The sequence below is a fragment of the Mesorhizobium sp. CA15 genome, assembly GCF_020165215.1.
Taxonomy (GTDB): domain Bacteria; phylum Pseudomonadota; class Alphaproteobacteria; order Rhizobiales; family Rhizobiaceae; genus Mesorhizobium.
On the sequence record NZ_JAIUHQ010000001.1, the window covers coordinates 194761 to 220281 of the forward strand.

General features: G+C 64.1%; 20 protein-coding genes. 12 read left to right on the top strand and 8 right to left on the bottom strand.

Features of this window, described 5'->3' with window-relative positions; translation table 11 throughout:
* Positions 1-68: 68 nt before the first annotated feature.
* Positions 69-1592, top strand: a complete 1524-nt coding sequence (locus tag LB515_RS01030; protein WP_224706481.1) for a sensor histidine kinase — start codon at positions 69-71, stop codon at positions 1590-1592.
* A gap of 18 nt (positions 1593-1610) precedes the next feature.
* On the opposite strand, the gene LB515_RS01035 is transcribed toward LB515_RS01030, so the two are convergent.
* Positions 1611-2606 carry a nicotinate-nucleotide--dimethylbenzimidazole phosphoribosyltransferase gene (locus LB515_RS01035; protein ID WP_263490152.1) on the bottom strand — a complete coding sequence of 332 codons (996 nt, stop codon included), beginning with the start codon at positions 2604-2606 and terminating at the stop codon, positions 1611-1613.
* 164 nt (positions 2607-2770) lie between these two features.
* On the opposite strand from LB515_RS01035, the gene LB515_RS01040 reads away from it, so the two are divergent.
* On the top strand, positions 2771-3001 hold the full coding sequence (locus tag LB515_RS01040) for a DUF1289 domain-containing protein (protein ID WP_224706482.1): 231 nt from the start codon (positions 2771-2773) through the stop codon (positions 2999-3001).
* Between the two features lie 10 nt (positions 3002-3011).
* Positions 3012-3716: a TIGR02281 family clan AA aspartic protease gene (locus LB515_RS01045; RefSeq protein ID WP_095765387.1), complete on the top strand. Its 705-nt coding sequence runs from the start codon at positions 3012-3014 to the stop codon at positions 3714-3716.
* A 46-nt stretch (positions 3717-3762) separates the two neighbouring features.
* Here the strand turns inward: LB515_RS01045 and dusA are convergent, their stop codons facing one another.
* Positions 3763-4749: a tRNA dihydrouridine(20/20a) synthase DusA gene (dusA, locus tag LB515_RS01050; protein ID WP_224706483.1), complete on the bottom strand. Its 987-nt coding sequence runs from the start codon at positions 4747-4749 to the stop codon at positions 3763-3765.
* 536 nt (positions 4750-5285) lie between these two features.
* Between dusA and LB515_RS01055 the strand changes: the two genes are divergently transcribed.
* The 3 genes from LB515_RS01055 (at position 5286) to LB515_RS01065 (ending at position 12332) form a co-directional block, all read left to right on the top strand.
* Positions 5286-8936 carry a beta strand repeat-containing protein gene (locus LB515_RS01055; protein ID WP_224706484.1) on the top strand — a complete coding sequence of 1217 codons (3651 nt, stop codon included), beginning with the start codon at positions 5286-5288 and terminating at the stop codon, positions 8934-8936.
* Positions 8937-9053: 117 nt separating this feature from the next.
* Positions 9054-10799: a type I secretion system permease/ATPase gene (locus LB515_RS01060; RefSeq protein WP_224706755.1), complete on the top strand. Its 1746-nt coding sequence runs from the start codon at positions 9054-9056 to the stop codon at positions 10797-10799.
* A gap of 3 nt (positions 10800-10802) precedes the next feature.
* Entirely contained in the window at positions 10803-12332 is a 1530-nt protein-coding gene (locus LB515_RS01065) for an HlyD family type I secretion periplasmic adaptor subunit (RefSeq protein ID WP_224706485.1), read from the top strand.
* A gap of 83 nt (positions 12333-12415) precedes the next feature.
* Here LB515_RS01065 and LB515_RS01070 read toward each other — a convergent pair whose 3' ends face one another.
* A complete protein-coding gene (locus LB515_RS01070; protein WP_095765383.1) occupies positions 12416-12718 on the bottom strand; it encodes a DUF982 domain-containing protein in 303 nt (100 codons plus the stop codon).
* A gap of 304 nt (positions 12719-13022) precedes the next feature.
* On the opposite strand from LB515_RS01070, the gene LB515_RS01075 reads away from it, so the two are divergent.
* The gene (locus LB515_RS01075; RefSeq protein WP_224706486.1) at positions 13023-14480 is read left to right on the top strand and encodes an NCS1 family nucleobase:cation symporter-1; all 1458 of its coding nucleotides are present in this window, start codon (positions 13023-13025) and stop codon (positions 14478-14480) included.
* Between the two features lie 56 nt (positions 14481-14536).
* Here LB515_RS01075 and LB515_RS01080 read toward each other — a convergent pair whose 3' ends face one another.
* The 5 genes from LB515_RS01080 to tpiA form a co-directional block, all read right to left on the bottom strand.
* Positions 14537-15082, bottom strand: coding sequence for a DUF1697 domain-containing protein (locus LB515_RS01080; protein WP_224706487.1), 546 nt, complete (start codon positions 15080-15082; stop codon positions 14537-14539).
* Positions 15083-15257: 175 nt separating this feature from the next.
* Positions 15258-16895 (bottom strand): CTP synthase, encoded by a 1638-nt coding sequence (locus LB515_RS01085; protein ID WP_140542386.1) that lies wholly within the window; start codon positions 16893-16895, stop codon positions 15258-15260.
* Positions 16896-17044: 149 nt separating this feature from the next.
* On the bottom strand, positions 17045-18160 hold the full coding sequence (locus LB515_RS01090; RefSeq protein WP_224706488.1) for a L,D-transpeptidase: 1116 nt from the start codon (positions 18158-18160) through the stop codon (positions 17045-17047).
* A 210-nt stretch (positions 18161-18370) separates the two neighbouring features.
* Positions 18371-18883 carry a preprotein translocase subunit SecG gene (gene secG, locus LB515_RS01095; protein ID WP_224706489.1) on the bottom strand — a complete coding sequence of 171 codons (513 nt, stop codon included), beginning with the start codon at positions 18881-18883 and terminating at the stop codon, positions 18371-18373.
* Between the two features lie 300 nt (positions 18884-19183).
* On the bottom strand, positions 19184-19951 hold the full coding sequence (gene tpiA / locus LB515_RS01100; RefSeq protein WP_224544481.1) for a triose-phosphate isomerase: 768 nt from the start codon (positions 19949-19951) through the stop codon (positions 19184-19186).
* Positions 19952-20094: 143 nt separating this feature from the next.
* Between tpiA and LB515_RS01105 the strand changes: the two genes are divergently transcribed.
* The 5 genes from LB515_RS01105 to glp are packed head-to-tail and all read left to right on the top strand — an operon-like array spanning position 20095 to position 25502.
* Positions 20095-21990, top strand: a complete 1896-nt coding sequence (locus LB515_RS01105) for a peptidylprolyl isomerase (protein WP_224601185.1) — start codon at positions 20095-20097, stop codon at positions 21988-21990.
* On the top strand, positions 21987-22997 hold the full coding sequence (trpD, locus tag LB515_RS01110; RefSeq protein WP_224706490.1) for an anthranilate phosphoribosyltransferase: 1011 nt from the start codon (positions 21987-21989) through the stop codon (positions 22995-22997). Before LB515_RS01105 ends, trpD begins: the two co-directional genes overlap by 4 nt.
* 5 nt (positions 22998-23002) lie before the next feature.
* Positions 23003-23815, top strand: coding sequence for an indole-3-glycerol phosphate synthase TrpC (gene trpC / locus LB515_RS01115; protein ID WP_224706491.1), 813 nt, complete (start codon positions 23003-23005; stop codon positions 23813-23815).
* 2 nt (positions 23816-23817) lie between these two features.
* Positions 23818-24297, top strand: a complete 480-nt coding sequence (gene moaC / locus LB515_RS01120) for a cyclic pyranopterin monophosphate synthase MoaC (RefSeq protein ID WP_095765374.1) — start codon at positions 23818-23820, stop codon at positions 24295-24297.
* Positions 24297-25502, top strand: a complete 1206-nt coding sequence (gene glp / locus LB515_RS01125) for a gephyrin-like molybdotransferase Glp (protein WP_224706492.1) — start codon at positions 24297-24299, stop codon at positions 25500-25502. Before moaC ends, glp begins: the two co-directional genes overlap by 1 nt.
* Positions 25503-25521 lie beyond the last annotated feature (19 nt).

Sequence of the window (25521 nt, forward strand, 5' to 3'; positions counted from 1 at the left end):
CAGTCTCTTAATCATTCGAACGTAGCTTAACGAACTGACAGTCGCTGCGCGCAGAAATTGAAGTCTGTATGCCTTTGCAACGCTCGAACACAGCGGATAAATTTATTGTGGACCGCCGTAAACCGCACCGCAACAGCGATGTGGCGCGCGCGGTGCGCAAGACGCGCGACCGCCTCTCGCAGCAGGCGGGCAGCCTCGATTTCGACCGTGAACTGCTGAAGCTGCATGCGCGCGCCATGGTGGTCAGCGCGGTCGCGATCCCCTTGCTCGTGCTCGCCGTGGCAGCCATCGGCCGGCTGGCGGGTCTGGACAGCCAGATCGCCATCTGGGCCCTGTCGACGCTGCTTTGCTACACGATCGTCGCTTTCATGGCGCGTCGCGTGGAGCGGACCGAGGCGGCCGAACTCGACCCGGTGCAGACACGTCGCGACTTCCTGATCGGCCATTTCCTCTGCGGCCTCGGCTGGGCGTGGTTCGCCTGGTTCGGCTGCGCCACATGCCAAATCGACGAGTTCAATGTGGCCAAGGCCATGGTGCTGCTGATCGCCATGGCGACGACCGCCGTGATGGCCTCCTCGCTTGGCGGCGCGCTGTTCGCGACCTTTGCCATTCCCGTTGCCGTTTATGTCTACACCGTCATGCGCCTGTGGACGCCGATCGAAGCCACGATGGCGGCCTTGCTCATCGCAGCGCTTCCCTTCTTCGGTTACGTCGCGCGTCATCTCAATCAGGCTTCGTTGATGGTGCTGTCCTTCCGCTCGGAAAAGGACGCGCTGATCGCCGAGCTGGAGACGGCGAAATCGATGTCGGACGAGGCAAGGCGGCGCGCCGAGGACGCCAATCTGGCGAAATCGCGTTTCCTCGCCTCGATGAGCCACGAGCTCAGGACGCCGCTCAACGCCATCCTTGGCTTCTCCGAAGTGATGGCCAATGAAGTGCTGGGGCCGATGAACAATCCGACCTACCGCGACTATGCCCATGACGTGCATGAGTCCGGACAGCACCTGCTCGACCTGATCAACGAGATCCTCGACCTGTCGCGCATCGAGGCCGGCCGCTACCAGCTCAACGAGGAGCCGGTCGTGCTGGTGACCATCGTCGAGGACTGCTGCCATATGATGGAGCTGCGCGCCCGCAACAAGGACATCCGTATCATCCAGGAGTTCGAGGAGACCCTGCCGCGCCTCTTCGCCGACGAGCGCGCCGTCAGGCAGATCACGCTCAACCTTCTCTCCAATTCGATCAAGTTCACCCCGTCCGGCGGCGAAGTGCGCGTGCGTGTCGGCTGGACCGCCGGCGGCGGCCAGTACATTTCGGTCAAGGACAACGGCCCGGGCATACCGGAAGAAGAAATCCCGGTGGTGCTTTCCGCTTTCGGCCAGGGCTCGATCGCCATCAAGAGCGCCGAGCAGGGAACCGGCCTCGGCCTACCGATCGTGCAGGGGCTGCTTGCCATGCATGGCGGCGAGTTTGAGCTTCATTCCAAGCTGCGCGAAGGTACCGAGGCGATCGCCATCTTCCCGTTGAGCCGGGTGATGGAGGAATTGCCGGCCTTGCCGACCAAGACGGTTGCCGCGCGCGGGCGCCGCTGAAGCAATTTCCGCCGGGCGCTAAAGCCGCACAGCCAGAGCCATGCCCGAGCTGGTCAGTGCCGCGGCCTTGACGATACCGGCGGCGAGAGCAGCCCCTACCCCTTCGCCATGGCTGATCCCGAAATCAAGCAGCGGCCGCAATCCGAGCCTTTCGGTGGCCTTGGCGTGGCCTGGCTCCGGCGTCAGGCCGGCAAGCAGGCAATGATCGAGCGAGCCTGGATTGGCGGCATAAAGGACGGCGGCCGCCGCTGTTGCCGCGAATCCGTCGAGCAGGACGGGAATCTTCTCCATGCGCGCCGCGAGAATGGCGCCGCAGATGGCCGCGAATTCGCGCCCCCCGACCCTGCGCAAAGCCTCGAGCGGATCTCCCAGACCCGGGCCATGGAATGCCAGCGCCCGATCGACGACCTCGGCCTTGCGTGCGATCATCGCCGCATCGGCGCCTGAACCCGACCCGACCCAGTCGGCTCCTTCGCCGCCGAACAGGGCGGCGCAAAGCGTGGCGGCGATCGTCGAATTGCCGACCCCGAGATCGCCCAGGCAAAGGAGGTCGGCGCCACCGGCGACCGCTTCCATGCCGAAGGCCATGGTTGCGGCGCAGCCGCGTTCATCGAGCGCGGCCGCCCCGGTGATGTCGCCCGTGGGGATATCCAAGGCGAGGTCGAAGACTTTCAGGCCGAGATCGTTGGCGATGCAGACCTGGTTGATCGCGGCCCCGCCAGCGGCGCAGAGTTCGACTTCATTTGCGGTCGCCGCCACCGGCCGCGGCGAGATGCCGTGCCTGACGGCGCCGTGATTGCCGGCGAAGATCGCCACCAGAGGCCGATTGATCGCCGGCGGCGCGCGCCCGCTCCAGGCAGCAAGCCAGGCCGCGACGTCCTCGACGCGGCCGAGCGATTCCTTCGGCTTTTCGGCTTTGGCGAAAAGCGCCCGGACGCGGGCGCTCGCCGCATCGTCGGCCGGCGGCAGGGCCGCCAGAAGGTTTCGGAAATCGTCGAAAGGCTTAGCAGGCATTATGTCGGTCGCAGTTCGTTGCGGAAGTCGCAGGCGGCATAGCCGCCTTCTCCATCCGGCACAACTGCCCGGCGATGCCGCGAACGCGTCGCCTTGCGGCGCAATGCGGAGGGCTTGCATTGCTCCGGCGGTTGCACCATGTGGAATAAAGCCAAGAGAACAGCATGACCGCCACCGAATCTCCCTGCATCCTGGTCTGTTCGATCGATATGAAAACCGGCTTCTGCTTTGGTTGCGGCCGCACACGCGACGAGATTTCCGCCTGGCTCGCGATGACCCCTGAAAAGCGCCGGGCGGTGATGGCCGAACTGCCCGCGCGGCTCGAAACGGTCGAGCGGCGGCCGCGCCGCGAAACCCGGCGTACCCGCATGGCGCGCGAGCGCGGCGTTCTGTGAGAAGAAACCGATGAACCGGTTGTTCTGGATCGTCATGGCGGTGATCGGGGTCGGGGTCGTGCTGCTCATGCTCAACAATTCGGCCGGCCGCACTTTCGGCATGAACAACAATGATTTCGGCCGGCTTATCTGGGTCGGCGTCCTGGTGATGGTGATCGGTGCGAGCCTGCTCCGCTCCGGCCGACCGCTGGGCGACATGGCGCGCAATCTGGGCGTCTGGGCGGCATTCGTGCTCGTGCTGATCGCCGGCTACCAGTATCGCTACGAGTTGCAGGATGTGGCGAGCCGCGTCACCGCCGGCTTTGTCCCGGGCAGTCCGTTGGCTTTAGGCGTGGAGAATGGCCGCCCGACCGTCACGCTCGACAAAGCCGACAACGGCCATTTCGAAGCCCGCATCCTGGTCAACGGCACGCCGGTGCGCGCGGTGGTCGACACCGGCGCAACCAGCACGGTGCTGACGTCCGAAGATGCTCAAGCCGCGGGCTTCAACCCGGCGGCGCTCAGCTACAGCGTGGATGTCGCCACGGCCAATGGCAGGGCGCGCGCTGCGACGGTCAGGACCGACGAGGTAGCGATCGGCGGCATCGTGCGCAAGGACATGTCGGTGATGGTCGCCGCGCCCGGCATGCTTGACCAAAGCCTGCTCGGCATGAACTTCATCGGCTCATTGTCGGGCTTCGACGTGCGCGGCGACCGCATGATCCTGCGGGACTGATGCGTGTCGCGCGGCAGTATGCGGCGCGACACGCATTAACCGACAGTCAGGCTGCCTCGGCTTCTGCCGCCGCGAAATCGATTGCCAAAAACGCGGTCTTCAGCACCTCCGGCCCGGCGCCGGGTTTGTTCGCGTCGGTGGAGAGGATCTGCCGGAAGCGGCGCGCGCCGGGCAAGCCGTGGAACAGTCCGACCATATGGCGGGTAATGTGGCCGAGCCGCCCGCCCCGCTCGATATGGCGCGCGGCATAGCCGGCCATGGCATCGATCAGCGCCGAATAATCGAAGGCGGCGGGCGCCTCGCCATAGAAGGCGGCATCGATGCCGGTCAGGATCCCCGGCGTATGATAGGCCGCGCGGCCGAGCATCACGCCGTCGACATGGGAAAGATGCGCCGACGCCTCGTCGAGCGACTGGATGCCGCCGTTGATGCCGATGAATTCGTCCGGGTTTCTGGCCTTCAACCGGTAGACGCGCGGGTAATCGAGCGGCGGGATCTCGCGGTTTTCCTTTGGGCTCAGCCCTTCCAGCCAAGCCTTGCGGGCGTGCACCCAGAGCGCATCGGCGCCGGCGGCGAGCACGCCGTCGGCGAGTATGTCGAGCGCAGGCCCCGGGTCTTGATCGTCGACGCCGATGCGGCATTTGACCGTGACGGGTATTTTCACCGCGGCCTTCATCGCCGCGACGCACTCGGCGACCAGAACCGGCGTCTTCATCAGGCAGGCACCGAACGTCCCCGACTGGACGCGATCGGACGGACAGCCGACATTGAGGTTGATCTGGTCATAGCCGAAGGCTTCGCCGATCCGCGCTGCCTCGGCGAGCTTTGCGGGATCCGATCCGCCAAGTTGCAGCGCAACCGGATGCTCGACAGCGTCGAAACCGAGCAGTCTTTCGCGCGCGCCATGTATGACCGCATCCGCCACCACCATCTCGGTGTAAAGCAGCGCGCGGCGCGTCAGCTGACGGTGGAAGAACCGGCAATGCCGGTCCGTCCAGTCCATCATTGGTGCTATGGCGAGCGTCGTCTGCATAAGCCTATTCAATGCTGTTTGCCCCTGTCATAATCAAATCTGTCAGCGCAATATACCGCATTCTCTTTTATTTTCAGATACTTCGATGAACAGGGACATAAGTCCCATTTCGAGAGGGACCATTTTCCCCAGTCACATAGTTATTAAAAAATCAATAGTCCAGTTTTAATTTTCCACAAATAAGAGTAAACATTAGCTGCTCATAATATGAGCAGTGGAGGCGTGCAGGCAGTCATGCCTGTTGGGGAGGGGCGGTTAGTATGCCCTCATCATTTATCTTCGGCGCCCGCCGTGGGCGGATTGCCGATGCGCACAGGACGCATCCCCCCAGCAATGTCTGACGGGGCAAGGAGCGGAGGATCAGCGGCGGCTCCTCCGAACCCCCTCTACCCCTCCTGAGAGTCAATTCACCACTCCAGTTTTCTTTAACGATGACGCGTAGCGCTGGCCTGGCCAGCGGATGCGCGTCCGTGCGGCCGGTTGCCAGCGTTGGGGCTGAAATCGCGCTGCCGCATTGAAACCAGGGAGAATTACCAATGGCACTCGACATCACAGCTCAAGACATCATCATCGACGAGACCACCGGCCTGCAAGATGACGACATCAACCCGGCCCTTCCGCCGCACAGCACCAACAACACACTTACCTATCTCTTGGGCCTCGACGGCCCGGGAGGGTTAGCCTCACCCGAGGTCGCCTTCCAGAGCGACTTCGTGATCGCTACGGCGAGCGCCGGCGAAACCATCACTTCGGTCATTCTCACGCAGAATGCCTCCGGAACCCCATTCTCCACCACCGCCGGCGTCAATAGCGGCATTAAGACGGTTGATGGCAATTATGTCTGGCTGTTCCAAGACGCTACTCATCCGAACGTCGTGATCGGCGTCATCGGTACCTCCGACGCGAACGCTGCGCCCGCTGCGAGCGGGCCGCTTGCCTTCTCGTTTGCGTTGATGAACACCGCCACCACCGGTCATTTCGACCTGTACACGGTCCAATATGTACCGTTGTTCAATCCGATTGCGTCCGATCCCGACGACCGTATCGATCTGACCGACAAAGTGTTCGCGTCGGTCGCGGGGACCGGCGTAGTCGGTTTCTCGGGCCAGAATGCCGCTCCCGGCAATCACGATTTCTACGTGATCAATTCGCCGGATGACGCTTCCAAGCAGATTCTGGTGACAGGGTTCTTGGGGACCACCAACGCCACCGCCAACGTGAGTACACAGGGCTTCGGCGTCAACAACCAGAGCATCAACCCGACCGAAACGCTGCAGGTCGATTTCGTGACCGGCGGCAACCTCGCCGCGGGCACTGCTTCCCAAATCCAGTACGGCAGCCATCTCGAAAATATCACACAGGCGGGATTCACCATCAACCAGATCACGCCATCCAATCCGAATTTGCGGGTGGACATCAAGATCAGCGCTTTCAACGTTGATAACAATGAGCAGGGCTTGAACTTCTATGACGGCAGCCCGACCCACGCCGCGCCCATCACCAGCCTCTCATTGACCGGACAATCAGGGTACGCCTCCGCCATCACGGCCAATGGCACTTACCCCACGGGTAGCGGCAACGTTACCGTTAGCGGGATGGGCACTGGGGTCGTCACCATCACCGGGCTCGACAACATCACCACCGTCAACATCACCACCAGCAGCCCGATGGATCGTCTGACGGTTTCGGGGGTCGATGCGAATGAAGGATGCGACATCACCGAGTTCCATTTCAAGACGACGACAACCAACGCCTACACCGAACAGGTTGGCTCGTTCATCAACTTCGACGACGATGGGCCGGCGCTTTCGATCACCGCCGCGCCGGTGGTTGGCGCCGCCGAGGTGGTCGAGGCGAGCGGGGTTGCCGGTCAGAGCCAGGCGACGATCACGCCGCCGACCTTCAACGCGAGCGCGGTCGATGGCTATACCACAAATGTGACCTACGCGCTGGCCCTGGCGGGCGGAACGGCGACCGGGCTGCTGACCACGGTCGGCAACCATGCGATCACGCTGGTGGCCGACTCGGCCACCCAGATCTCGGGCATGTACGACAGCGACGGCGACACCACGCTCGATGCGACGGCGTTCACGGTGACGCTGTCCGGCACGACGGTGACGCTGACCTCGCTGGTTGCCCTTGAGCACTCGAACGCGCCGCAAGGCGTGGGCGAGGACAACACCCTCGACCTCAACGGCCTGATCAACGTGACGGCGACAGTAACAGTGACCGACGGCGACCAGGACGTGGTCTCGCAGCAAAGCTCGAGCTCGGGCCTGTCGCTGACCTTCGACGACACCGATCCGGCGCTTTCGATCACCGCCGCGCCGGTGGTTGGCGCCGTCGAGGTGGTCGAGGCGAGCGGGGTTGCCGGTCAGAACCAGGCGACGATCACGCCGCCGACCTTCAACGCGAGCGCGGTCGATGGCTACACCACGAATGTGACCTACGCGCTGGCCCTGGCGGGCGGAACGGCGACCGGGCTGCTGACCACGGTCGGCAACCATGCGATCACGCTGGTGGCCGACTCGGCCACCCAGATCTCGGGCATGTACGACAGCGACGGCGACACCACGCTCGATGCGACGGCGTTCACGGTGACGCTGTCCGGCACGACGGTGACGCTGACCTCGCTGGTTGCCCTTGAGCACTCGAACGCGCCGCAAGGCGTGGGCGAGGACAACACCCTCGACCTCAACGGCCTGATCAACGTGACGGCGACAGTAACAGTGACCGACGGCGACCAGGACGTGGTCTCGCAGCAAAGCTCGAGCTCGGGCCTGTCGCTGACCTTCGACGACACCGATCCGACAATCACGGCACCGTTCGACGCTGATCCCGTTACTGCTGGCATCCAAACCCCGGAGCATCTTGGCAACACCGTGGGAGCGTCGGCCAGCGGGACCTTTGGATATGAGATGACGGACAGGCACACGGCCGCTGAGTATACGGCGGGTGTTAGCGACTTCGCCGACCAGGATAGCGTGGCTACCGGCATCCAGCTCAGCCTTGGTGGCAACCTCACAGGTCTTGTCCCCAACACGCAGACGCCGTTCATTAGCTCGTCCGCGACGCTCCAGTCGGAAGACGCCACCCAGGCAACGTTCAACTGGCAAATCTCGTACGACAGCGACCCGAATACGGCTGGCGACCAAACGGCCACGGCGGGCGGTACCCTAGTCTTCAACAAGACTGCTGATACCTACACCATCACCTTGAACGACGCGGTGGAGGGCTTCACCAAAGACATCCTGCACACCAGTGAGCTTCTATCCAAGGAGCCCACGAGCAATGTCGGCCACCCGAACATTGTGGTGGAGAAGCTCTTCGAGGCGGACAGCACTCCCGAAACGACCGACCGGGACTTCTTCGTGCAGTTCACGGCGAACTCGGTCACCAACACCATCAAGTTCGGTCTTAACTCCACCGGCGACAGCGACAACGCGACACCCACCGACACCGCGTGGAACCCTGGCGATCTGGTCACCAACAACCACGAGGACTGGGTGTCTGCCACCCAGAGCACGAACGGGGTCGCTGGCGACACCATCCAGAAAGGCGAATTGCTGACGCTGCGGTTCTTCGACACCAGCTCTGGCATCGGCACCGAGAGCATCACCCCGAGCCAGACGGCCGCCGACATGGCCATCAAGTTCGACGGGATCGGCACCAGTGAGGACCTGATGGTCATCCTTCAACTCGTCAGCAGCACGGACAGCAGCGTGCATACCACCAAGGCGATCTACATCGAGAACGCCGACATCTACAAAATGGGGCAGGTGCCTACCGCATACGCAGCCGACTTCCCACTCGATAACAACGACGGCCTCATCATCATCGAGAGGAACGACTACAATGGTGTCGGCGAGAACTGGGTGATCCAGGGTGCACAGATCATGCAGTCCGGTAACGGGATCATCGGTCCCGATAACCCGAACCTGGCCGGCTTTCAGGAGACGCCGACGGCGATCGACCTGAACCGGGCGACGGGCTCAGCAGGCGGTAGCTCTCAGACCGCACTGGTGAACTGGGACGCGACCGACAACGACGTGCTGAAGATCGTGGACCTCGGCTTCACCTCGACGCAGACCACGACACCGGACGCGCACCTCGACTTCGGCGTCCAGATAGCGGACGCGGACGGCGATACGACAGCGGTGCAGCACATTCTGGTCGACATCGCCTGACGCCTGACCTTACGGGGGCAGCCGATGCTGCCCCCGTAACGACACCGGCCCAGGCGCCAATTCAACGCCGGGGCCGGGCACTGACAAACGGCATCGAAGCGGGGGGAGGTATCCGTGATGCAGCCAAGGCCGCAATTCCAGGAAGTGATGCATCTGGCCCGCCATCAGGTGCCCGCCCTCCTTCTCTTCAGCCTGCTTACCAATCTCCTCCTGCTCGCCAGCACCGTCTACATGCTGCAGATCTACGACAGGGTGCTGTCGAGCGGGTCGATCGACACGCTGCTATGGCTTACCCTTGCCGTCATCGGCGCCATCGCCGTCTATGGCCTGCTGGAACACGCCCGCCGGATGATGCTCGGGCATATCAGCCAGTGGCTGGACGACCAGCTCAGCGTTCCGGTGATCGAACGCGCCATGGAGGCGCGCCTGGCCGGCAGCAACCTCGAAACCGGCCTGAAGGACGTGGGCGATCTGCGCGGCTTCATTGCCGGCGATGGCATACTGACTTTCCTCGACGCGCCCTGGACGCCGGTCTTCCTGGCGTTCATGTGGTTTCTGCATCCGGCATTGGGTGTAGTCGGCCTTGCCGGCGCCGTGCTCCTGTTCTGCGCCGCGCTCGCCAACGATTTCCTCACCCGCCGCAAAGGCCAGGATGCGGCAGCGGGACTGCGTCGCAGCCAGGCCGCCGTCGGTCAATTCATCGATGGCGCCGAGACATTGCGCTCGCTCGGCATGTCCGAGCCGGCACTGCGGCGGTGGGAGCAAAACCAGCAATCGCTGATCGACATCCAGACCCGGATTTTACAGCGCACCACCGTCATCGGCAGCCTGTCGCGTTCGCTGCGTCTCGCTCTTCAGGTGGCCGTGCTGGGGCTCGGCGCCTATCTCGTCCTGCGTCGCGAGCTGACACCCGGCTCGATGATCGCGGCTTCCATCCTGCTCAGCCGCGCGCTGGCGCCGATAGAGCGCTCGATAGGCGCCTGGCGCAGTCTGGTCAGCGCGCGGACCGCGCGCCGCAACCTGATGAAGCTTTTCGCCGAGACCAGGTCGATGCAAACAGCCGGCGTCAGCCTGCCCCGCCCGCAAGGCCGGCTGAAGCTCGAAAACCTGCATTATTGTGCGCCAGGGACGTCGCAGGCGCTGCTGAACGCGATAGGCTTCGGCGTCGAACCCGGCCAGACCTGCGGCGTGATTGGCCCGTCCGGCTCGGGCAAGACCACGCTCTGCCGTCTCATTGTCGGCACGCTGCGGCCCTCGCTCGGCCACGTCCGGCTGGATGGCGCGGAGGTCTGGAACTGGCCTGCGGAGGAACTCGGTCAGCATATCGGCTATCTGCCGCAGCAGGTCGAGCTGTTCCCTGGAACGATCGCCGAGAACATCTCCCGCCTGCGTGACGTCGACAGCGAAGCGGTCATAGCCGCGGCACAACTCGCCGGCATCCACGAGATGATCCTGCGGCTGCCGAGCGGCTATCGCACCGAAGTCGGACCGCATGGGGCCCGGATATCGCGCGGCCAGCGCCAGCGCATCGCGCTGGCCCGGGCGCTATTCGGTGACCCGCCGCTGATCGTCCTCGACGAGCCGAACACCGGCCTCGACGGCGAAGGCGAAGTGGCGCTGTTCAACGTGCTCCAGCAGCTCAAGGAGCGGGGCCGCACGGTGGTCGTCATCAGCCATCAGACCAATCTTCTGCGCACTGCCGACCATATCGCCCTCATCCGCGACGGATCCCTTTCGATGTTCGGCACGCGCGACGAGGTGCTCGGCGCGCTGGCAGGCCAGCCCAGGCGCATCCCGGTGCCGGCGGCCATACGGGACAAGATCGCCGCCAATGCGCCAGCAAACCGGAAGGCAGGGGAGTGAGCCATGGGCGGTGATCGATTTGGCGACTTCTCGACGATGCTGGACAGGCTGATGGATAGCTTGGGCGCGTTGGCGGACAGACTGTCCATTTCCGCAGGCGATCTGGTCGCCGCGGCATCGATTTCGTTCCGCGGCCTGAACCAGCCGACGCGCGTCACGATGATTGCGGCCGCCGGCGTGCTCGTCCTGCTGCTGGTTTCAGGCTTGGTCCGGCGGCGGTCACCTGCCCTCCGCGCCAGCGGCCGCGACCTGAACCAACGGACGCGGCCAGCGCGCATGCTGGGCTATGTGTCGGTGATCGTCTTCGTGGGCGGCACCGCCGCGTGGTCAAGCGTCGCCCTTCTGGCAAGCGCCGTCGTCGCCAACGGCGTTGTCAGCCCCGAGGGCTATCGCAAGACCGTCCAGCATCTGGAGGGCGGCATCATCGGCGCGATCCACGTAAAGGAAGGCGACAAGGTGAGCGCCGGCCAGGTGCTGATCAGCCTGAAGACGACCGACGCCCAAGGTCGCTATGACGAGTTGCAAGGCCACTATATCCGACTGCTGGCGACCGAAGCGCGCCTGGTCGCGGAGCTTGCCGGGCAGGACCGGATCACCTTCCCCAAGGAGCTGACATCGATCGACAGCGAGACGGCGCGAAAGGTGGTCGCCGAGGAACAGGCGCTGCTCGACAGCCGCCTGGCGACCCGTGCGGGGCGCACGCAAATCCTCAACAAGCGCATCGCGCAAATCCAGGAGCAAAGTACAGGATCGAGGGAGGTGATTGCCGCCGAGGCCGAGCAGCTCAGGCTGATCGACCAGGAGATCGCCTCAGCGCAGGAAATGTACAAACAGGGACTGGAGCGGCTGCCGCGGATACTGGCGCTGCAGCGGTCCCAGGCCGAGATCCGCGCCAATCAGGCGTCGAACCGCGCGCAAGTGGCACATAACGACCAGCAGATCGGCGAGACCGAGTTCCAGCTCCTCAACCTGCGCCAACAGGACAGCGAGAGCGCCAATGAGGATCTCGCAAAAGTGCGAGGGGACCTGGCTGAACTGCGCAGCCAATTACCTTCGCGCCAGGATGTGCTGGCCAGGACCGACATTGTCGCACCAATCGCCGGAACGGTGATGAACCTGCGCATAACGACCGAATCGGGCGTGATCGCAAGCGGCCAGGCGCTGCTTGATATCGTTCCCAACGAGCCCAATCTGGTCATCGATTCACGCATCAAACCGGCGGATATCGACGTGGTACATCCTGACATGCCGGCTCGCGTGGTGTTGTCGGCCTATCCGAGCCGGCATCTGCCGCAAATCCATGGCCTGCTCACATCGGTGTCGGCCGACCGGCTGACGGACGAAAAGACCGGCGAGCCTTATTTCCTCGCCAAGGTCAAAGTCGACACCGCCGATCTCGCAGAGCTGCATGACGTGCACTTGTCGCCCGGCATGCCGGCGGAGGTCATGATCCTGACGGGAGAGCACACTTTGCTCGACTATATGCTGGCCCCGGTGCAGGCTTCGCTCACACGCTCTTTCAAGGAAAACTGAGCCGACGACAGCACAGCGACGTCGACCATAAGCCGACGCCTCATCGTCGCATCTGTCAGCGCAGCCGCGGGGGCGTGACGGCGCTAGCGCCTCAGGGCGTGGACATTGTCCATCGATGCGCCGCCCAGCGGCAGCGCCATGTCGTCGTCGAGCAGCCGGGTGATGCGGGCAAAGCCGACAAAGGCTTTGCGCGCTTCCTCGGCCGACATCTTGCCCGACAGTGCCGCCGCACAGCAATTCAGGGCGCATTGATAAACCGGGCCGCGCCGTCCCGTTGGCCACTTCCGCAGGAACACCATCGCCTCGGAGACGCTATCGACTTCCTCCACAGGGTATCCCTGCCCACGCGCAATTCGCACTGGGGTAAAGAAATGCAAGCGATCCATAATTATCCTCCCGGTCGACCGCAGCGCAGTCGAACCGCAATAAACGCACGTCCCGCGAATCGGTTCCAAACAAATTTGGTTGCCGATGGAAAAAGTTCGAAACGCGGGCCCGCGCCTGACATGCGCGAAAATCAGTTGGCGACTCAGCCAATGCAGGCCTGGAGCCGTCGGATAACGGCGATTCTCATTGAATATCTTTAAGGCGAAAGCCGGCAAATGGGTTGCTTGCCGGTTACCCTGCGTCAGGCTTAACCTCCGCGGTCACCGCGTGAGGGCGCGTTTTGCAAAAAGGGGAACACTTGCAATGACCATCCAAGGCGCATCGCCTGACCTCTACAATGAGGATCTGGCTCCCGCAACGGTCAGGAACTGGGGACCGTTTTCGATCTTCAACGTCTGGACCTCTGACGTCCATAGCCTCTGGGGCTACTACCTGGCGGCAAGCCTGTTTCTGTTCTGCGGCGGCTTCGTCAACTTCATCATCGCCATCGGCATCGGCTCGCTGATCATCTATGCGCTGATGAATATGGTCGGCTATGCCGGCGTGAAGACCGGCGTGCCCTACCCCGTGCTTGCCCGCGCCTCCTTCGGCATCTGGGGCGCCAACGTCCCGGCGCTGGTGCGGGCGATCGTCGCCTGCTTCTGGTACGGCGCCCAGACGGCCGCGGCGTCGGGCGCGATCGTGGCGCTGCTGACGCGCCTGCAATGGTTCGACGAGTTCAACAAGAGCTCGCACCTTCTGGGACACTCGACGCTGGAGGTGATCTGCTTCGTCATCATCTGGGCGCTGCAGTTGCTGATCATCCAGAAGGGCATGGAAACCGTCCGTCGCTTCCAGGATTGGGCCGGCCCGGCCGTGTGGATCATGATGCTGATCCTGGCCATCTATCTTTGCGTGAAGTCCGGCACTTTCGCCTTCACCAGCGACATCCCGATGGATGTGCTGCTGGACAAGACCAAGGACGCCGGCGTTCCGGGCGAGCCGGGATCCTGGACCGCGCTGTTCGCGGTGGCGGCGATCTGGGTGACCTATTTCTCGGCTCTCTACCTCAACTTCTGCGATTTCGCCCGTTATGCGCCGGACAATGCGGCCCTGCGCAAGGGCAACATCTGGGGCCTGCCGGTCAACCTCATCCTGTTCTCGCTGGTCGCCGGCGTCACCACGATCGCCGCCTATGACGTCTACCATGAGGTGCTGCTGCATCCCGACCAGATCTCGGCCAAGTTCGACAGCTGGTTCCTGGCCGCTCTCGCCGCGCTGACCTTCGCGGTGGCGACGCTGGGCATCAACGTCGTGGCGAATTTCGTCTCGCCGGCGTTCGATTTCTCCAACGTCTTCCCGCGCCAGATCGACTTCAAGAAGGGCGGCTACATCGCGGCGCTGATCGCGCTGGTGCTCTATCCCTTCGCGCCATGGGAAGGCAGTGCGGCTTCCTTCGTCAACGTCATCGGCGCGACGATGGGACCGATCTTCGGCGTGATGATGGTCGACTACTACCTGATCCGCAAAAGCGAAGTCGACGTCGAAGCACTCTATCGCGAAGACGGCGAGTTCCGTTTCCAGAGCGGGTGGCATGTCAACGCCTTCATCGCTGCCGGCATCGGCGCCATCTTCTCCTCGATCCTGCCTAACTTCACCAACTGGCTGCCGTCCTGGTGGGGCGTCTATGGCTGGTTCTTCGGCGTGGCGATCGCCGGCGTAGTCTACTACGTGCTGCGCACCATGGCGCTTGGTGCAGGCGCGAGGGTGGCGAAGGCCTGAAACAAGGCAGTAGGCAGTACGGCTTAGGCAATAGAGAATGCCACACTGCCTACTGCCTACTGCCTGCTGCCTACCATCTCCGCCAGACGGCGCACCGTGTTCCAGTTGCGCGATGTGCCGATGCCAAGGCGTTTGTGATTGGCCGCGGCAAGCAGCCGCGAGCTCGGCCGCTTACGCGAGAAGACTAGCCAGATATCGCCGTTTACCAGGAATACTTTCTCATCGGCGGCGGCATAGGCCTGGAGTGCCTCGACGGTGTCCGCGGGCAGCGGCTCGCGCATCACGCGCACCGTAACCTGGTCGGCCGCGTCCGCTGATTCGCCCGGAAACGGATTGGCGGCGGCAAGCTTCAGCCAGTCCTCGGCACCGCGCACGATGATGTCGACATGCCAGCCGAAGCTTTTCTCGAACGCCCTTTCCAGCCGGCGCTCGAGCTTTGAAAGCTCGCCTGTGCGCGCCTCGAACACCAGATTGCCCGTCGCAACCAGCGTGCGGACGTTTTTCAGCCCGAGGCCTTCCGCCATGGCCTTCAGATCGGACATGACCACCCGCCGCCCCTCGCCCAGGATGATGCTGTAGAGCAGCGCGACATAAGTTTGCATTACGGTCCGCATAGCTGGCACACAGGCCGGAGCCAAGGCGTGCTGAGATTCAGGTCAGGCCGAGTCGAAAATGGTGGGTTCCGAGAACCGGAGCGGAACGTACTCGAAGTACGTGAGCACCGGAAGCGCAGGAAGCCGCCATTTGCAGGCCGGACTCACCTGAATATCAGCACGCCTAGACGAGCCGCGACTGATCCACTGCAGCCGAGATAAAGCTCGCGAACAGCGGATGCGGGTCGAGCGGGCGGCTCTTCAGCTCGGGGTGATACTGCACGCCGATGAACCATGGGTGGTCAGGATATTCGACCGTCTCCGGCAGCACGCCGTCGGGCGACATGCCGGCAAACACCAGGCCGCAATCCTCGAGCCGCTGCTTGTAGTCGATGTTGACTTCGTAGCGATGTCGGTGGCGCTCGGAAATCTGCGTGTCGCCGTAGATATCCGCTATCTTCGAGCCCTTGGCGAGCTCGGCCTGATAGGCGCCAAGCCGCATCGTGCCGCCGAGATCGCCTGCGGCCCTGCGCTTCTCAAGCATATTGCCCTTCAGCCACTCGGTCATCAGACCGACGACGGGCTCGTCGGTGGGGCCGAACTCGGTCGACGACGCATGGTCCACACCCGCCAGCGAGCGGGCCGCCTCGATGCAGGCCATCTGCATGCCGAAGCAGATGCCGAAGTAAGGCACCTTGCGCTCGCGGGCGAACTTTGCCGCCAGGATCTTGCCTTCCGAACCGCGCTCGCCGAAGCCGCCGGGAACGAGGATGCCATGCACCTTCTCCAGCCACGGCGCCGGGTCTTCCTTCTCGAAGATCTCGCTTTCGATCCAGTCGAGCTTGACCTTGACGCGATTGGCGAGGCCGCCATGCGACAGCGCCTCAATCAGCGATTTATAGGCATCCTTGAGGCCGGTGTATTTGCCGACGATGGCGATCGTCACCTCGCCTTCCGGATTGTGGATGTGGTTGGAAAGCTTCTGCCACGGCTCCATGCGGGGCTTCGGCGCCGGGTCGATACCGAAGGCCGCCAGCACTTCCGAATCGAGGCCCTCCTGGTGATAGGCCAAAGGCACGTCATAGATATGCGGCACGTCCAGCGCCTGGATGACGGCGCTTTCGCGCACGTTGCAGAACAGCGAAAGTTTCCGGCGCTCCTCCTTCGGGATCGGCCGGTCGGCGCGCACCAAAAGGATGTCGGGCGCGATGCCGATGCCGCGCAGTTCCTTGACCGAATGCTGCGTCGGCTTGGTCTTCAGTTCGCCGGCCGTCGGGATGTAGGGCATCAGGGTCAGATGCACATAGACGGCGTTGTTGCGCGGCAGGTCGTTGCCGAGCTGTCGGATCGCTTCCAGGAACGGCATCGCCTCGATGTCGCCGACCGTGCCGCCGATTTCGCACAGCACGAAATCGTAGTCGTCATTGCCGTCCAGCACGAAATGCTTGATCTCGTCGGTGACGTGCGGGATCACCTGCACGGTCGCGCCGAGATAGTCGCCGCGCCGCTCGCGCTCGATGATGTTCTTATAGATGCGGCCGGTGGTGATGTTGTCCTGCTGGTTCGCCGAGCGCCCGGTGAATCGCTCGTAATGGCCGAGATCGAGGTCGGTCTCGGCGCCGTCATCGGTCACGAACACTTCGCCGTGCTGATACGGCGACATCGTCCCGGGATCGACATTGAGATAAGGATCGAGCTTTTTGATCCGCGCGCGATAGCCTCGCGCTTGCAGAAGAGCCCCAAGAGCTGCTGCGGCGATGCCTTTTCCGAGTGAGGAAACCACGCCGCCTGTGATGAATACATATCGCGCCATGGGAGTCATCGCTTAACGCGGCCTGATTGATTCTGCCAGAGAAAAAACCGCCGCGAAGGCTTTTTCCCAAGATGGCACCTAGGGCCCGCACGGGCTTGGATTCAGTCAAAACAAAAGGGCCGGCGATGCCGGCCCTTTCGGCAGTTTGACGGAAAGCCTTAGATAATAACAACCTTCGTGCCGATCTTGACGCGGCTGTAGAGGTCCATGACGTGCTCGTTGATCATGCGGAAGCAGCCATTGGAGGCGCTGGTTCCGATCGACTGCGGCGCGATTGTGCCGTGGATTCGCAGATGCGTGTCCTTCTTGCCGTCATAGAGATAGATGGCGCGCGCGCCGAGCGGGTTCTCGCCGCCGCCGGGCATGCCGTCCTTGTACTGGCCGTAATGCTTCGGCTCGCGCTTCTGCATGTCGAGCGTCGGTATCCAGCGCGGCCATTCCTGCTTGTCGCCGACGGCTACCGTGCCCTTGAACTGCAGGCCTTCGCGGCCGACCGCGATGGCATAGCGGCGTGCCGTGGAAAACGATTCGACGAGGTAGAGGCGGCGCGCGCTGGTGTCGATGACGATGGTGCCCGGCTCATAACCGGTGAACGTGACGTCCTGCGGCACGAATTCCGGCTTCACCTTGAACGGCCGCTTGGCGGTCTTCTTGGCCAGCGCCGAATCAAGCGCACGGGTCTCGGGCAGGTAACTGATCGAGCTCACCGACGAGCCGCCGAAGAGGCCGGCAAACAGCCCGCCGCTGCTCGTCTGCTTCTGGCCGGGCTGCTCACTGCGCAACTCGCCATTGTTGCCGGTGGCGGTGATGTTCATGACCTCAGCCGGGATAGGTTCCTCGGGTTTGACCGGCATGATCTGCGCGACCGGGTCCAGCGGCGCGATGATCTTGGTGGTCTTCTTGGCCGGCTTGGCGTCGGCGACCTCAGCCGGCGCGGCAGTGCCCTTCTTGGCGAGCCATTCCTGGCGCGCCGCGTCAGCCTTGGCCTTGGCGGCCTCGCGCATCGCCATCTTGCGAGCCTCGAGCGCCTTATCTTTTGCCGCCTGCTTGTCGGCAGCGATCTTGGCCTCGAGCTTGCCGATCTGCGCGAGATCGTCCGAGGTCGGATTTTTCTTCTTCTTGAGAAGCCTCAGCTGCGATGCGTCGCTCTTGGCGGCGGCAACGGGAATGGCGTCGGTTTTCTCTACCGACGGGGTTGCCGGTCCGGCAAGGGCCGCGGAACCCATGCCGAGGACGGCACAGACTCCCAAAATGATGAAGCTGCGAAGCTGCATGGCGAAGATCCGATCGTTCAATGCGTGTTGCCCACGGCGTCGCCCGGCGTCCCCCAAGGACGCCAAAAGTGCCGCGCGCAATCTATAATCGATTAGCTGTCATCGCCTCAAGCTGAGGCAGGCGCCACGCCCGGTTGAATCTTCGTGATCGGGCGCGCATTTGCCGCGACTGTGTTCAAAGAACAACAGATCGCGGCAGTGCTTGTCCGGCTACTGGTTCGGAACCTGAGGGGTGACCGGCAAGGTGACGCCGTTGGTCGCCGGCGCGGTGCTCGGATTCGCGGGCGCCGGAGCAGGCGTTGTGGCCGGAGCCGGCGCTGTGGCGCCGTTGGCAAGCGGCGTGGTGCTCGTCGCACCGCCAGCCGGAGCCACGGGAGCAGAGCCGCCGGCCGGGGCTGCGGGCTGCGAGCTGCCCACCGGTCCGTTCGATCCCGGCAGCTGGTTGAGCACGCCGTTGCCCTGGCTGGATGTTGCCGGGCGGTCGAGGATGTCGATCGGCTTTTCGCCATAGCGGGCAAGGATCGACAGCGCCAGCGACGTCACGAAGAAAGCTGCCGCCAGGATCGCGGTGGCGCGCGTCAACGCGTTGGCGGCGCCACGAGCGGTCATGAAACCGGAACCGCCGCCGATGCCCAGGCCGCCGCCTTCGGAGCGCTGCAGCAGCACCACGCCGACGAGGGCGAGCACGACCATGAGGTGGACGACGATCAGTACGGTTTCCATAATTTATCCTGGCGAGGCCTTGCGCGAGCGCGCATACGACCGATGATTTGGAGGCGGCTCCTTACAATGCTTTGGCGGCATTTCCAAGCCCGTGGCCGGGAATATGGGAACCAATGCGGCCATTACAACGATTTAGCCGCGTGAGCCTGGGAGACGGCTAGGGTGTGTTGAGATTCAGGTCAGGCCGAGCCGAGAACGGTGGTTTCCGAGAACCGGAGCGGAGCGTACTAAAGTACGTGAGCACCGGAAGCGCAGGAAACCATCGTTCGCAGGCCGGCATCACCTGAAAATCAACGCAGGCTAAGCCATGTTCATATAAGCTTCCGCTATGGCCAGGAAGTCGGCCGCCTTCAAGCTGGCGCCGCCGACCAGCGCGCCGTCGACATTGTCGACGCCGAGCAGTTCCACCGCGTTGGAAGGCTTGACCGAGCCGCCGTAAAGAATGCGCGTCCTGGCCGCGGCATCGCCGAGCAGCGCGGTCAGCTTACCCCGGATATGCGCATGCGCCTCGGCGACATCGGCGGCGGTCGGCGTCAGGCCGGTGCCGATCGCCCAGACCGGCTCGTAGGCGATGATGGTATTGGCGGCGGTGGCGCTCGCCGGCACGGAACCATCAAGCTGGCGCGACAGGACATCAAGCGTGGCGCCCGCCTCCCGCTCGGCGCGCGTCTCGCCGATGCAGATGATGGCCACCAGCCCAGCCCGCCACGCTGCCGACGCCTTGGCATGGACCATTGCATCGTCGTCGCCGAACAGCTCGCGGCGCTCGGAATGACCGACGATGACGTGGCTTGCGCCGGCATCCTTGAGCATCTCGGCCGAAATCTCGCCCGTGAAGGCGCCGCTCTCCTTGGGATGGCAATCCTCTCCACCGGCACGCACGGGCGTGCGCGACAGGATCTCGGCGGCGCGCTGCAGCAAGGTCGCCGGCACGCACACGACCGCTTCGGTCTCCGCGTCGAGCCCGCTCATGAACCCGTTGCCTATCGACCGCAGCTCGTTGAGCGAGGCGCTGGTGCCGTTCATTTTCCAGTTGCCAGCGACAAGCGGGCGGATTCCAGGGGTCATGGGGCGCGTTCTCCGAGCGACATTAAGCAGCGCCCTCACTACCAAAATCAGGTCACAAAGCAATCGACAGTGGGCCGGAAGGGCGCTATTGCGCTTGTTTCAGACTCGGCGCACGCGAAAATGCGCAAAAATCGGAAGTATGCATGCTTGGTATATTGAGAAGCGCGGCAGGCACCTGGGTCGCGAAGGCGTTGCTGTCCTTGCTGGTGGTGAGTTTCCTCGCCTGGGGCGCGACCACGCGCATGGTGGGTGGCGTGCTGGGCGGCCATCACGCGGTGATCACGGCCGGCGGCACGGAGGTCTCGATCAACGAGTACCGCCTCGCTTACGACCGCCAGCTCAGCCTTCTGTCGCAGCAATATGGCCAACGCGTCACCCATGAACAGGCCAAGCTGCTCGGTGTCGACAATCAGGTGCTGGCGCAGCTCGTTTCGGGCGCAGTGCTCGACGAACAGGCGCGCAAGCTCGGGCTCGGCCTCTCCAAGGATCGGCTGGCCGAACTGACGCGCGAGGATCCGGCCTTCAAAGGCCCCGGCGGCCAGTTCGATCGCCGCACCTTCGAGTATCTGCTGCGCCAGCTCGGCATGCGGCCCGAGGACTATCTCAGAAACCGCTCGCAGGTGGCCGTGCGCCAGCAGATCGTCGAGGCGATCTCCGACGGCCTCAAGGTGCCGCAGACCTTCCTGAAGGCGGTCTCTCTCTATCGCGGCGAGGATCGCACGATCGACTATGTCGTGCTGCCCAAGACGCTGGTGCAGCCGATCGAGGCGCCGTCCGACAGCGCCCTCAAAACCTATTTCGACGCCAACAAGAAGAACTATGCCGCGCCGGAATACCGCAAGTTCTCCTATGTCCGGCTGGAGCCGCAGGACATCATGGATCCGTCCGCGGTGACAGACCAGCAGATCAGCGAGGACTACAACAAGAACATCGCGCGCTACACGACGCCCGAGATGCGCACCATCGAGCAGCTGGTGTTCAAGACGCCGGATGCGGCCAAGGCCGCGTTGGATTCGCTGAAGGCTGGGGCTACCTTCGACAAGCTCGTCACCGCCGAAGGCAAGACGCAGGCCGACACGCTGCTCGGCACGCTGGCCAAGGACAAGATCGCCGACAAGGCGGTGGCCGATGCCGCCTTCTCGCTCAATGCCAACGAGGTGAGCCAGGTCGTCCAGGGCGCCTTCGGTCCCGTGCTCTTGCGCGTCACCGAGATCAAGCCGCAGGTGGTGAAGCCGCTTTCGGAAGTGTCCGGCCAGATCCGCAAGGACCTGGCGCTGGGCGAAGCAAGCCGCATCCTGCTCGATGTGCATGACAGCTACGAGGACACCCGCGCCTCGGGCGCCTCGCTGGCGCAGGCCGCCGAGAAGCTGAAGCTCAAGGTCGTCACCATCGATGCCATCGACCGTACCGGCCAGCGGCCGGACGGCACGATCGTCAACGACCTGCCGGAATCGGCCGAGCTGATCAAGTCGGTGTTCGCGGCGGAGCCCAATACCGAGAACGAAGGCCTGACGACTGCCGGCAACGGTTTCGTCTTCTACGAAGTGCAGTCGGTCACGCCAGCGCGCGACCGCACGCTGGATGAGGTCCGCAAGAAGGTCGTCGCCGACTGGACGGAGGCCGAGACCAACAAGCGGCTCGACGCCAAGGCTCAGGAGCTGGAGAAGCGCCTCAAGGCAGGCACCGCGCTCGACGTCATCGCCGGCGAGCTCAAGCTCGACAAGCAGACCAAGCGCGGCCTGAAGCGCGAAGCCGACGATGCCGATTTCGGCAAGGAAGGCGCCGCGGCCATGTTCGGCGTCGGCGAAGGCGGTACCGGTTTGATCCCCTCGCCCACCGGCGACGGCCAGATCCTGTTCAAGGTCGCCGAGGTCTTCGAGCCGGCAGGCGCCGATGGCAGCGCGGTGCCGGACGACGCGCAGAAATCCTTCGGCGCCGGCATGTCCGACGATCTGCTCGACCAGCTGGTGGCGCAGTTGCAGTCGCAATATGACGTTCGCATCGATCCGAACGCGGTTTCGCAAGCACAGACACGATGAGCGCTCTCAAGACACACATAGCCAAGGTCGCCACGGGCACCGCGCTTTCCTTCGAGGAAGCGCGCGAGGCGTTCGACATCATCATGTCGGGCGACGCGACGCCAGGCCAGATCGGCGGCTTCCTGATGGCGCTGCGCGTGCGCGGCGAGACGGTGGGCGAGATTTCCGGCGCGGTCGCCACGATGCGCGCCAAGATGCTGCGCGTCGAGGCGCCGCAAGGCGCCATCGACATCGTCGGCACCGGCGGCGACAATTCGCATTCGGTCAACATCTCGACCGCTTCGGCCTTCGTCATTGCCGCGGCCGGCGTGCCGGTCGCCAAGCATGGCAATCGCGGCCTGTCCTCGCTGACCGGCTCCGCCGATGTGCTGACGGCGCTGGGCGTCAGAATAGACATCCCGCCGGAGACGATCGGCCGCTGCATCCATGAGGCCGGCGTCGGCTTCATGTTCGCGCCGGCGCATCATCCGGCGATGAAGCATGTCGGGCCGACCCGCGTCGAGCTCGGCACGCGCACCATCTTCAACCTGCTCGGACCGCTGTCAAACCCTGCCGGCGTCAGCCGCCAGATGGTCGGCGTCTTCCTGCCGGAGTGGATCATGCCCGTGGCCGAGACGCTCAAGGCGCTGGGCGCCGATCACGCCTGGGTCGTCCATGGCGACGGCTATGACGAGATCACCACCACCGGCGAGACACAGGTGGCGGAGCTCGCCGGCGGCGAGATTCGCAGCTTTACCTTGACGCCGGAAGCCGTTGGCTTGAAGCGGCACACAAAAGAAGAGCTGCGCGGTGGCGACGCGGCCTACAACGCCAAGGAATTGCGCGATATGCTTGGCGGAGCCGCCGGCGCTTATCGCGATACGGTGCTGATGAATGCCGGCGCAGGGCTGGTTGTGGCCGGCAAGGTGACGACGCTGGCCGACGGCATCGCGGCGGCGGCGCAAGCTATCGACAGCGGCCGCGCGCGTGCGGTGCTCGACAAGCTCATCGAGATTTCGAACGGATAGACCCCTTGTCCGATATCCTGCGCAAGATCGAAGCCTACAAGCGTGAAGAGATCGCTGCGGCGAAGCTCGCCGTGTCGTTCGCCGACATCAAGACGAAGGCCGGGGACGCCGAGCCGCCGCGCGGCTTCCTTGCCGCGCTGGAAGCCAAGCGCCGAGACGGCGGCTTCGCTTTGATCGCCGAAATCAAGAAGGCCAGCCCTTCCAGGGGCCTGATCCGGGCCGATTTCGATCCGCCGTCATTGGCACAGGCCTACCAGCAAGGTGGCGCCGCCTGCCTTTCGGTGCTTACCGACGCCCCGTCTTTCCAGGGCGCTCCCGAATTCCTGACAGCCGCTCGGGCAGCGGTGCGCCTGCCGGCTCTGCGCAAGGATTTCCTGTTCGATCCCTACCAGGTCTACGAAGCACGCGCCTGGGGCGCCGACGCGATCCTGATCATCATGGCGAGCGTCGACGACGCGCTTGCCAGGGTCCTTGAAGCGACCGCCTTCGAGCTCGGTATGGACGCTCTGGTCGAGGTGCACGACGAAAAGGAAATGCAACGCGCGCTTCGCCTTTCGTCGAGGCTGATCGGCATCAACAACCGCGACCTCAGAACCTTCGAAACCAGCCTCGACGTTTCGGAGCGGCTGGCGGCCATGGTGCCGGCGGATCGGCTGCTGGTCAGCGAGAGCGGCATCTTCACGCATCAGGACTGCCGCCGGCTGGAGAAGAGCAAGATCGGCACCTTCCTGGTCGGCGAGAGCCTGATGCGGCAGGCCGACGTGGCCGCCGCCACGCAACTGCTGCTCACCGGCAAGGCGCGTGCCGAGGCCGTTTGAGGATGGCCTCCCTTACCCATCTTGGTGCCAAGGGCGAAGCCAACATGGTCGATGTCGGCGACAAGGCCGAGACGACGCGCACGGCAGTCGCTGAAGGGTTCGTCTCCATGCAGCCGGAAACGCTGGAGATGATCCTGGCCGGCGACGCCAAGAAAGGCGACGTATTGGGGACTGCCCGTATCGCCGGCATCATGGCCGCAAAGAAGACGCACGAACTGATCCCGCTCTGCCATCCGCTGCTTCTGACCAAAGTTGGCGTCGAGATCGAGCCGGACCATTCCTTGCCAGGTCTCAAGGTCACCGCGCTCGCCCGCGTCACCGGCAAGACGGGCGTGGAGATGGAGGCGCTAACCGCCGCTTCAGTCGCCTGCCTCACCATCTACGACATGGCCAAGGCAGCGGACCGCGGGATGGTGATTTCCGGCGTCCGGCTGGTCGAGAAGACCGGTGGCAAATCAGGCGACTACAAGGCAGGTTCATAATGGCCTTGCTTCCGGTCACCGAGGCGCTCGAACGCCTGCTGGACGGCGTGACGGCTCTGCCGGGCGAGCGCGTTCCGCTGGCTGACGCGGCGGGCCGCGTGCTGGCCGAGCCGGTGGTCGCGCTGCGCACGCAGCCACCTTTCGATGCCTCCGCGATGGACGGCTATGTCGCGCGCTTCTGCGATGTCGCCTCGGCGCCGGCGCTACTCGAGGTCATCGGCGTGGCGCCTGCCGGGCGCGGTTTCTCCGGAACCGTCGGGGAAGGCCAGGCGGTGCGCATCTTCACCGGGGCACCGTTGCCCGAAGGGGCCGACACCGTCGTCATCCAGGAAAACGTCCGCGACCTCGGCAATGGCAGGATCGAGCTGACCGAGCCGACCGCGAAAGGACGCAATGTGCGCCGCCGCGGGCTCGACTTCGGCCAGGGCGACGTGCTGCTCGAAAAGGGGCGCGTCCTCGATGCAGCGGCCCTTTCGCTGGCGGCCTCGGCCAACCACCCAGCCCTGAACGTCGTGCGCCGGCCGCTGGTCGCGATCATCGCCACCGGCGACGAATTGCTGCCGCCGGGCAGCGCTCTCGGCCCCGACCAGATCATTTCCTCGAATGCCTACGGCGTGGCCGCCGCCTCCCAGTCGATCGGCGCGCTCGCGCTCGATCTCGGCATCGCCGCCGACCGCCAGGAGGCGATTGCCGCGCTGGTCCGGCAAGCGGTCGAGGCGGACGCCGATGTCATCGTCACGCTCGGCGGCGCCTCAGTCGGCGACCACGACCTCGTCCATAGCGTGCTGACCGGCGAAGGCATGCAGCTCGATTTCTGGAAAATCGCCATGCGCCCCGGCAAACCACTGATGTTTGGCCGGCTTGGCCATATCCGCTGCATCGGCCTGCCCGGCAATCCGGTGGCAAGCATTGTCTGCTCGCAACTCTTCCTGAAACCGCTGCTTGCCCGGCTCGGTGGCCGCGATCACCATCAGGATATGCGAACGGCCCGGCTTGGCACCGCGATGCGGGCCAACGACCTTAGGCAGGACTATGTGCGCGCCGTCGTGCGCGAGGACGCCGGCACCTTGGTCGCGACGCCTTTCGGAATCCAGGACTCCTCGATGCTGCGGATGCTCGCCGACGCCAACGGCCTGATCGTGCGCGAGCCCTTTGCGCCGGCGGCGGAAGCCGGCGCTGAATGCAGCGTGCTCATGCTGCGCTAGGCGTCGACGAAGTCGATCC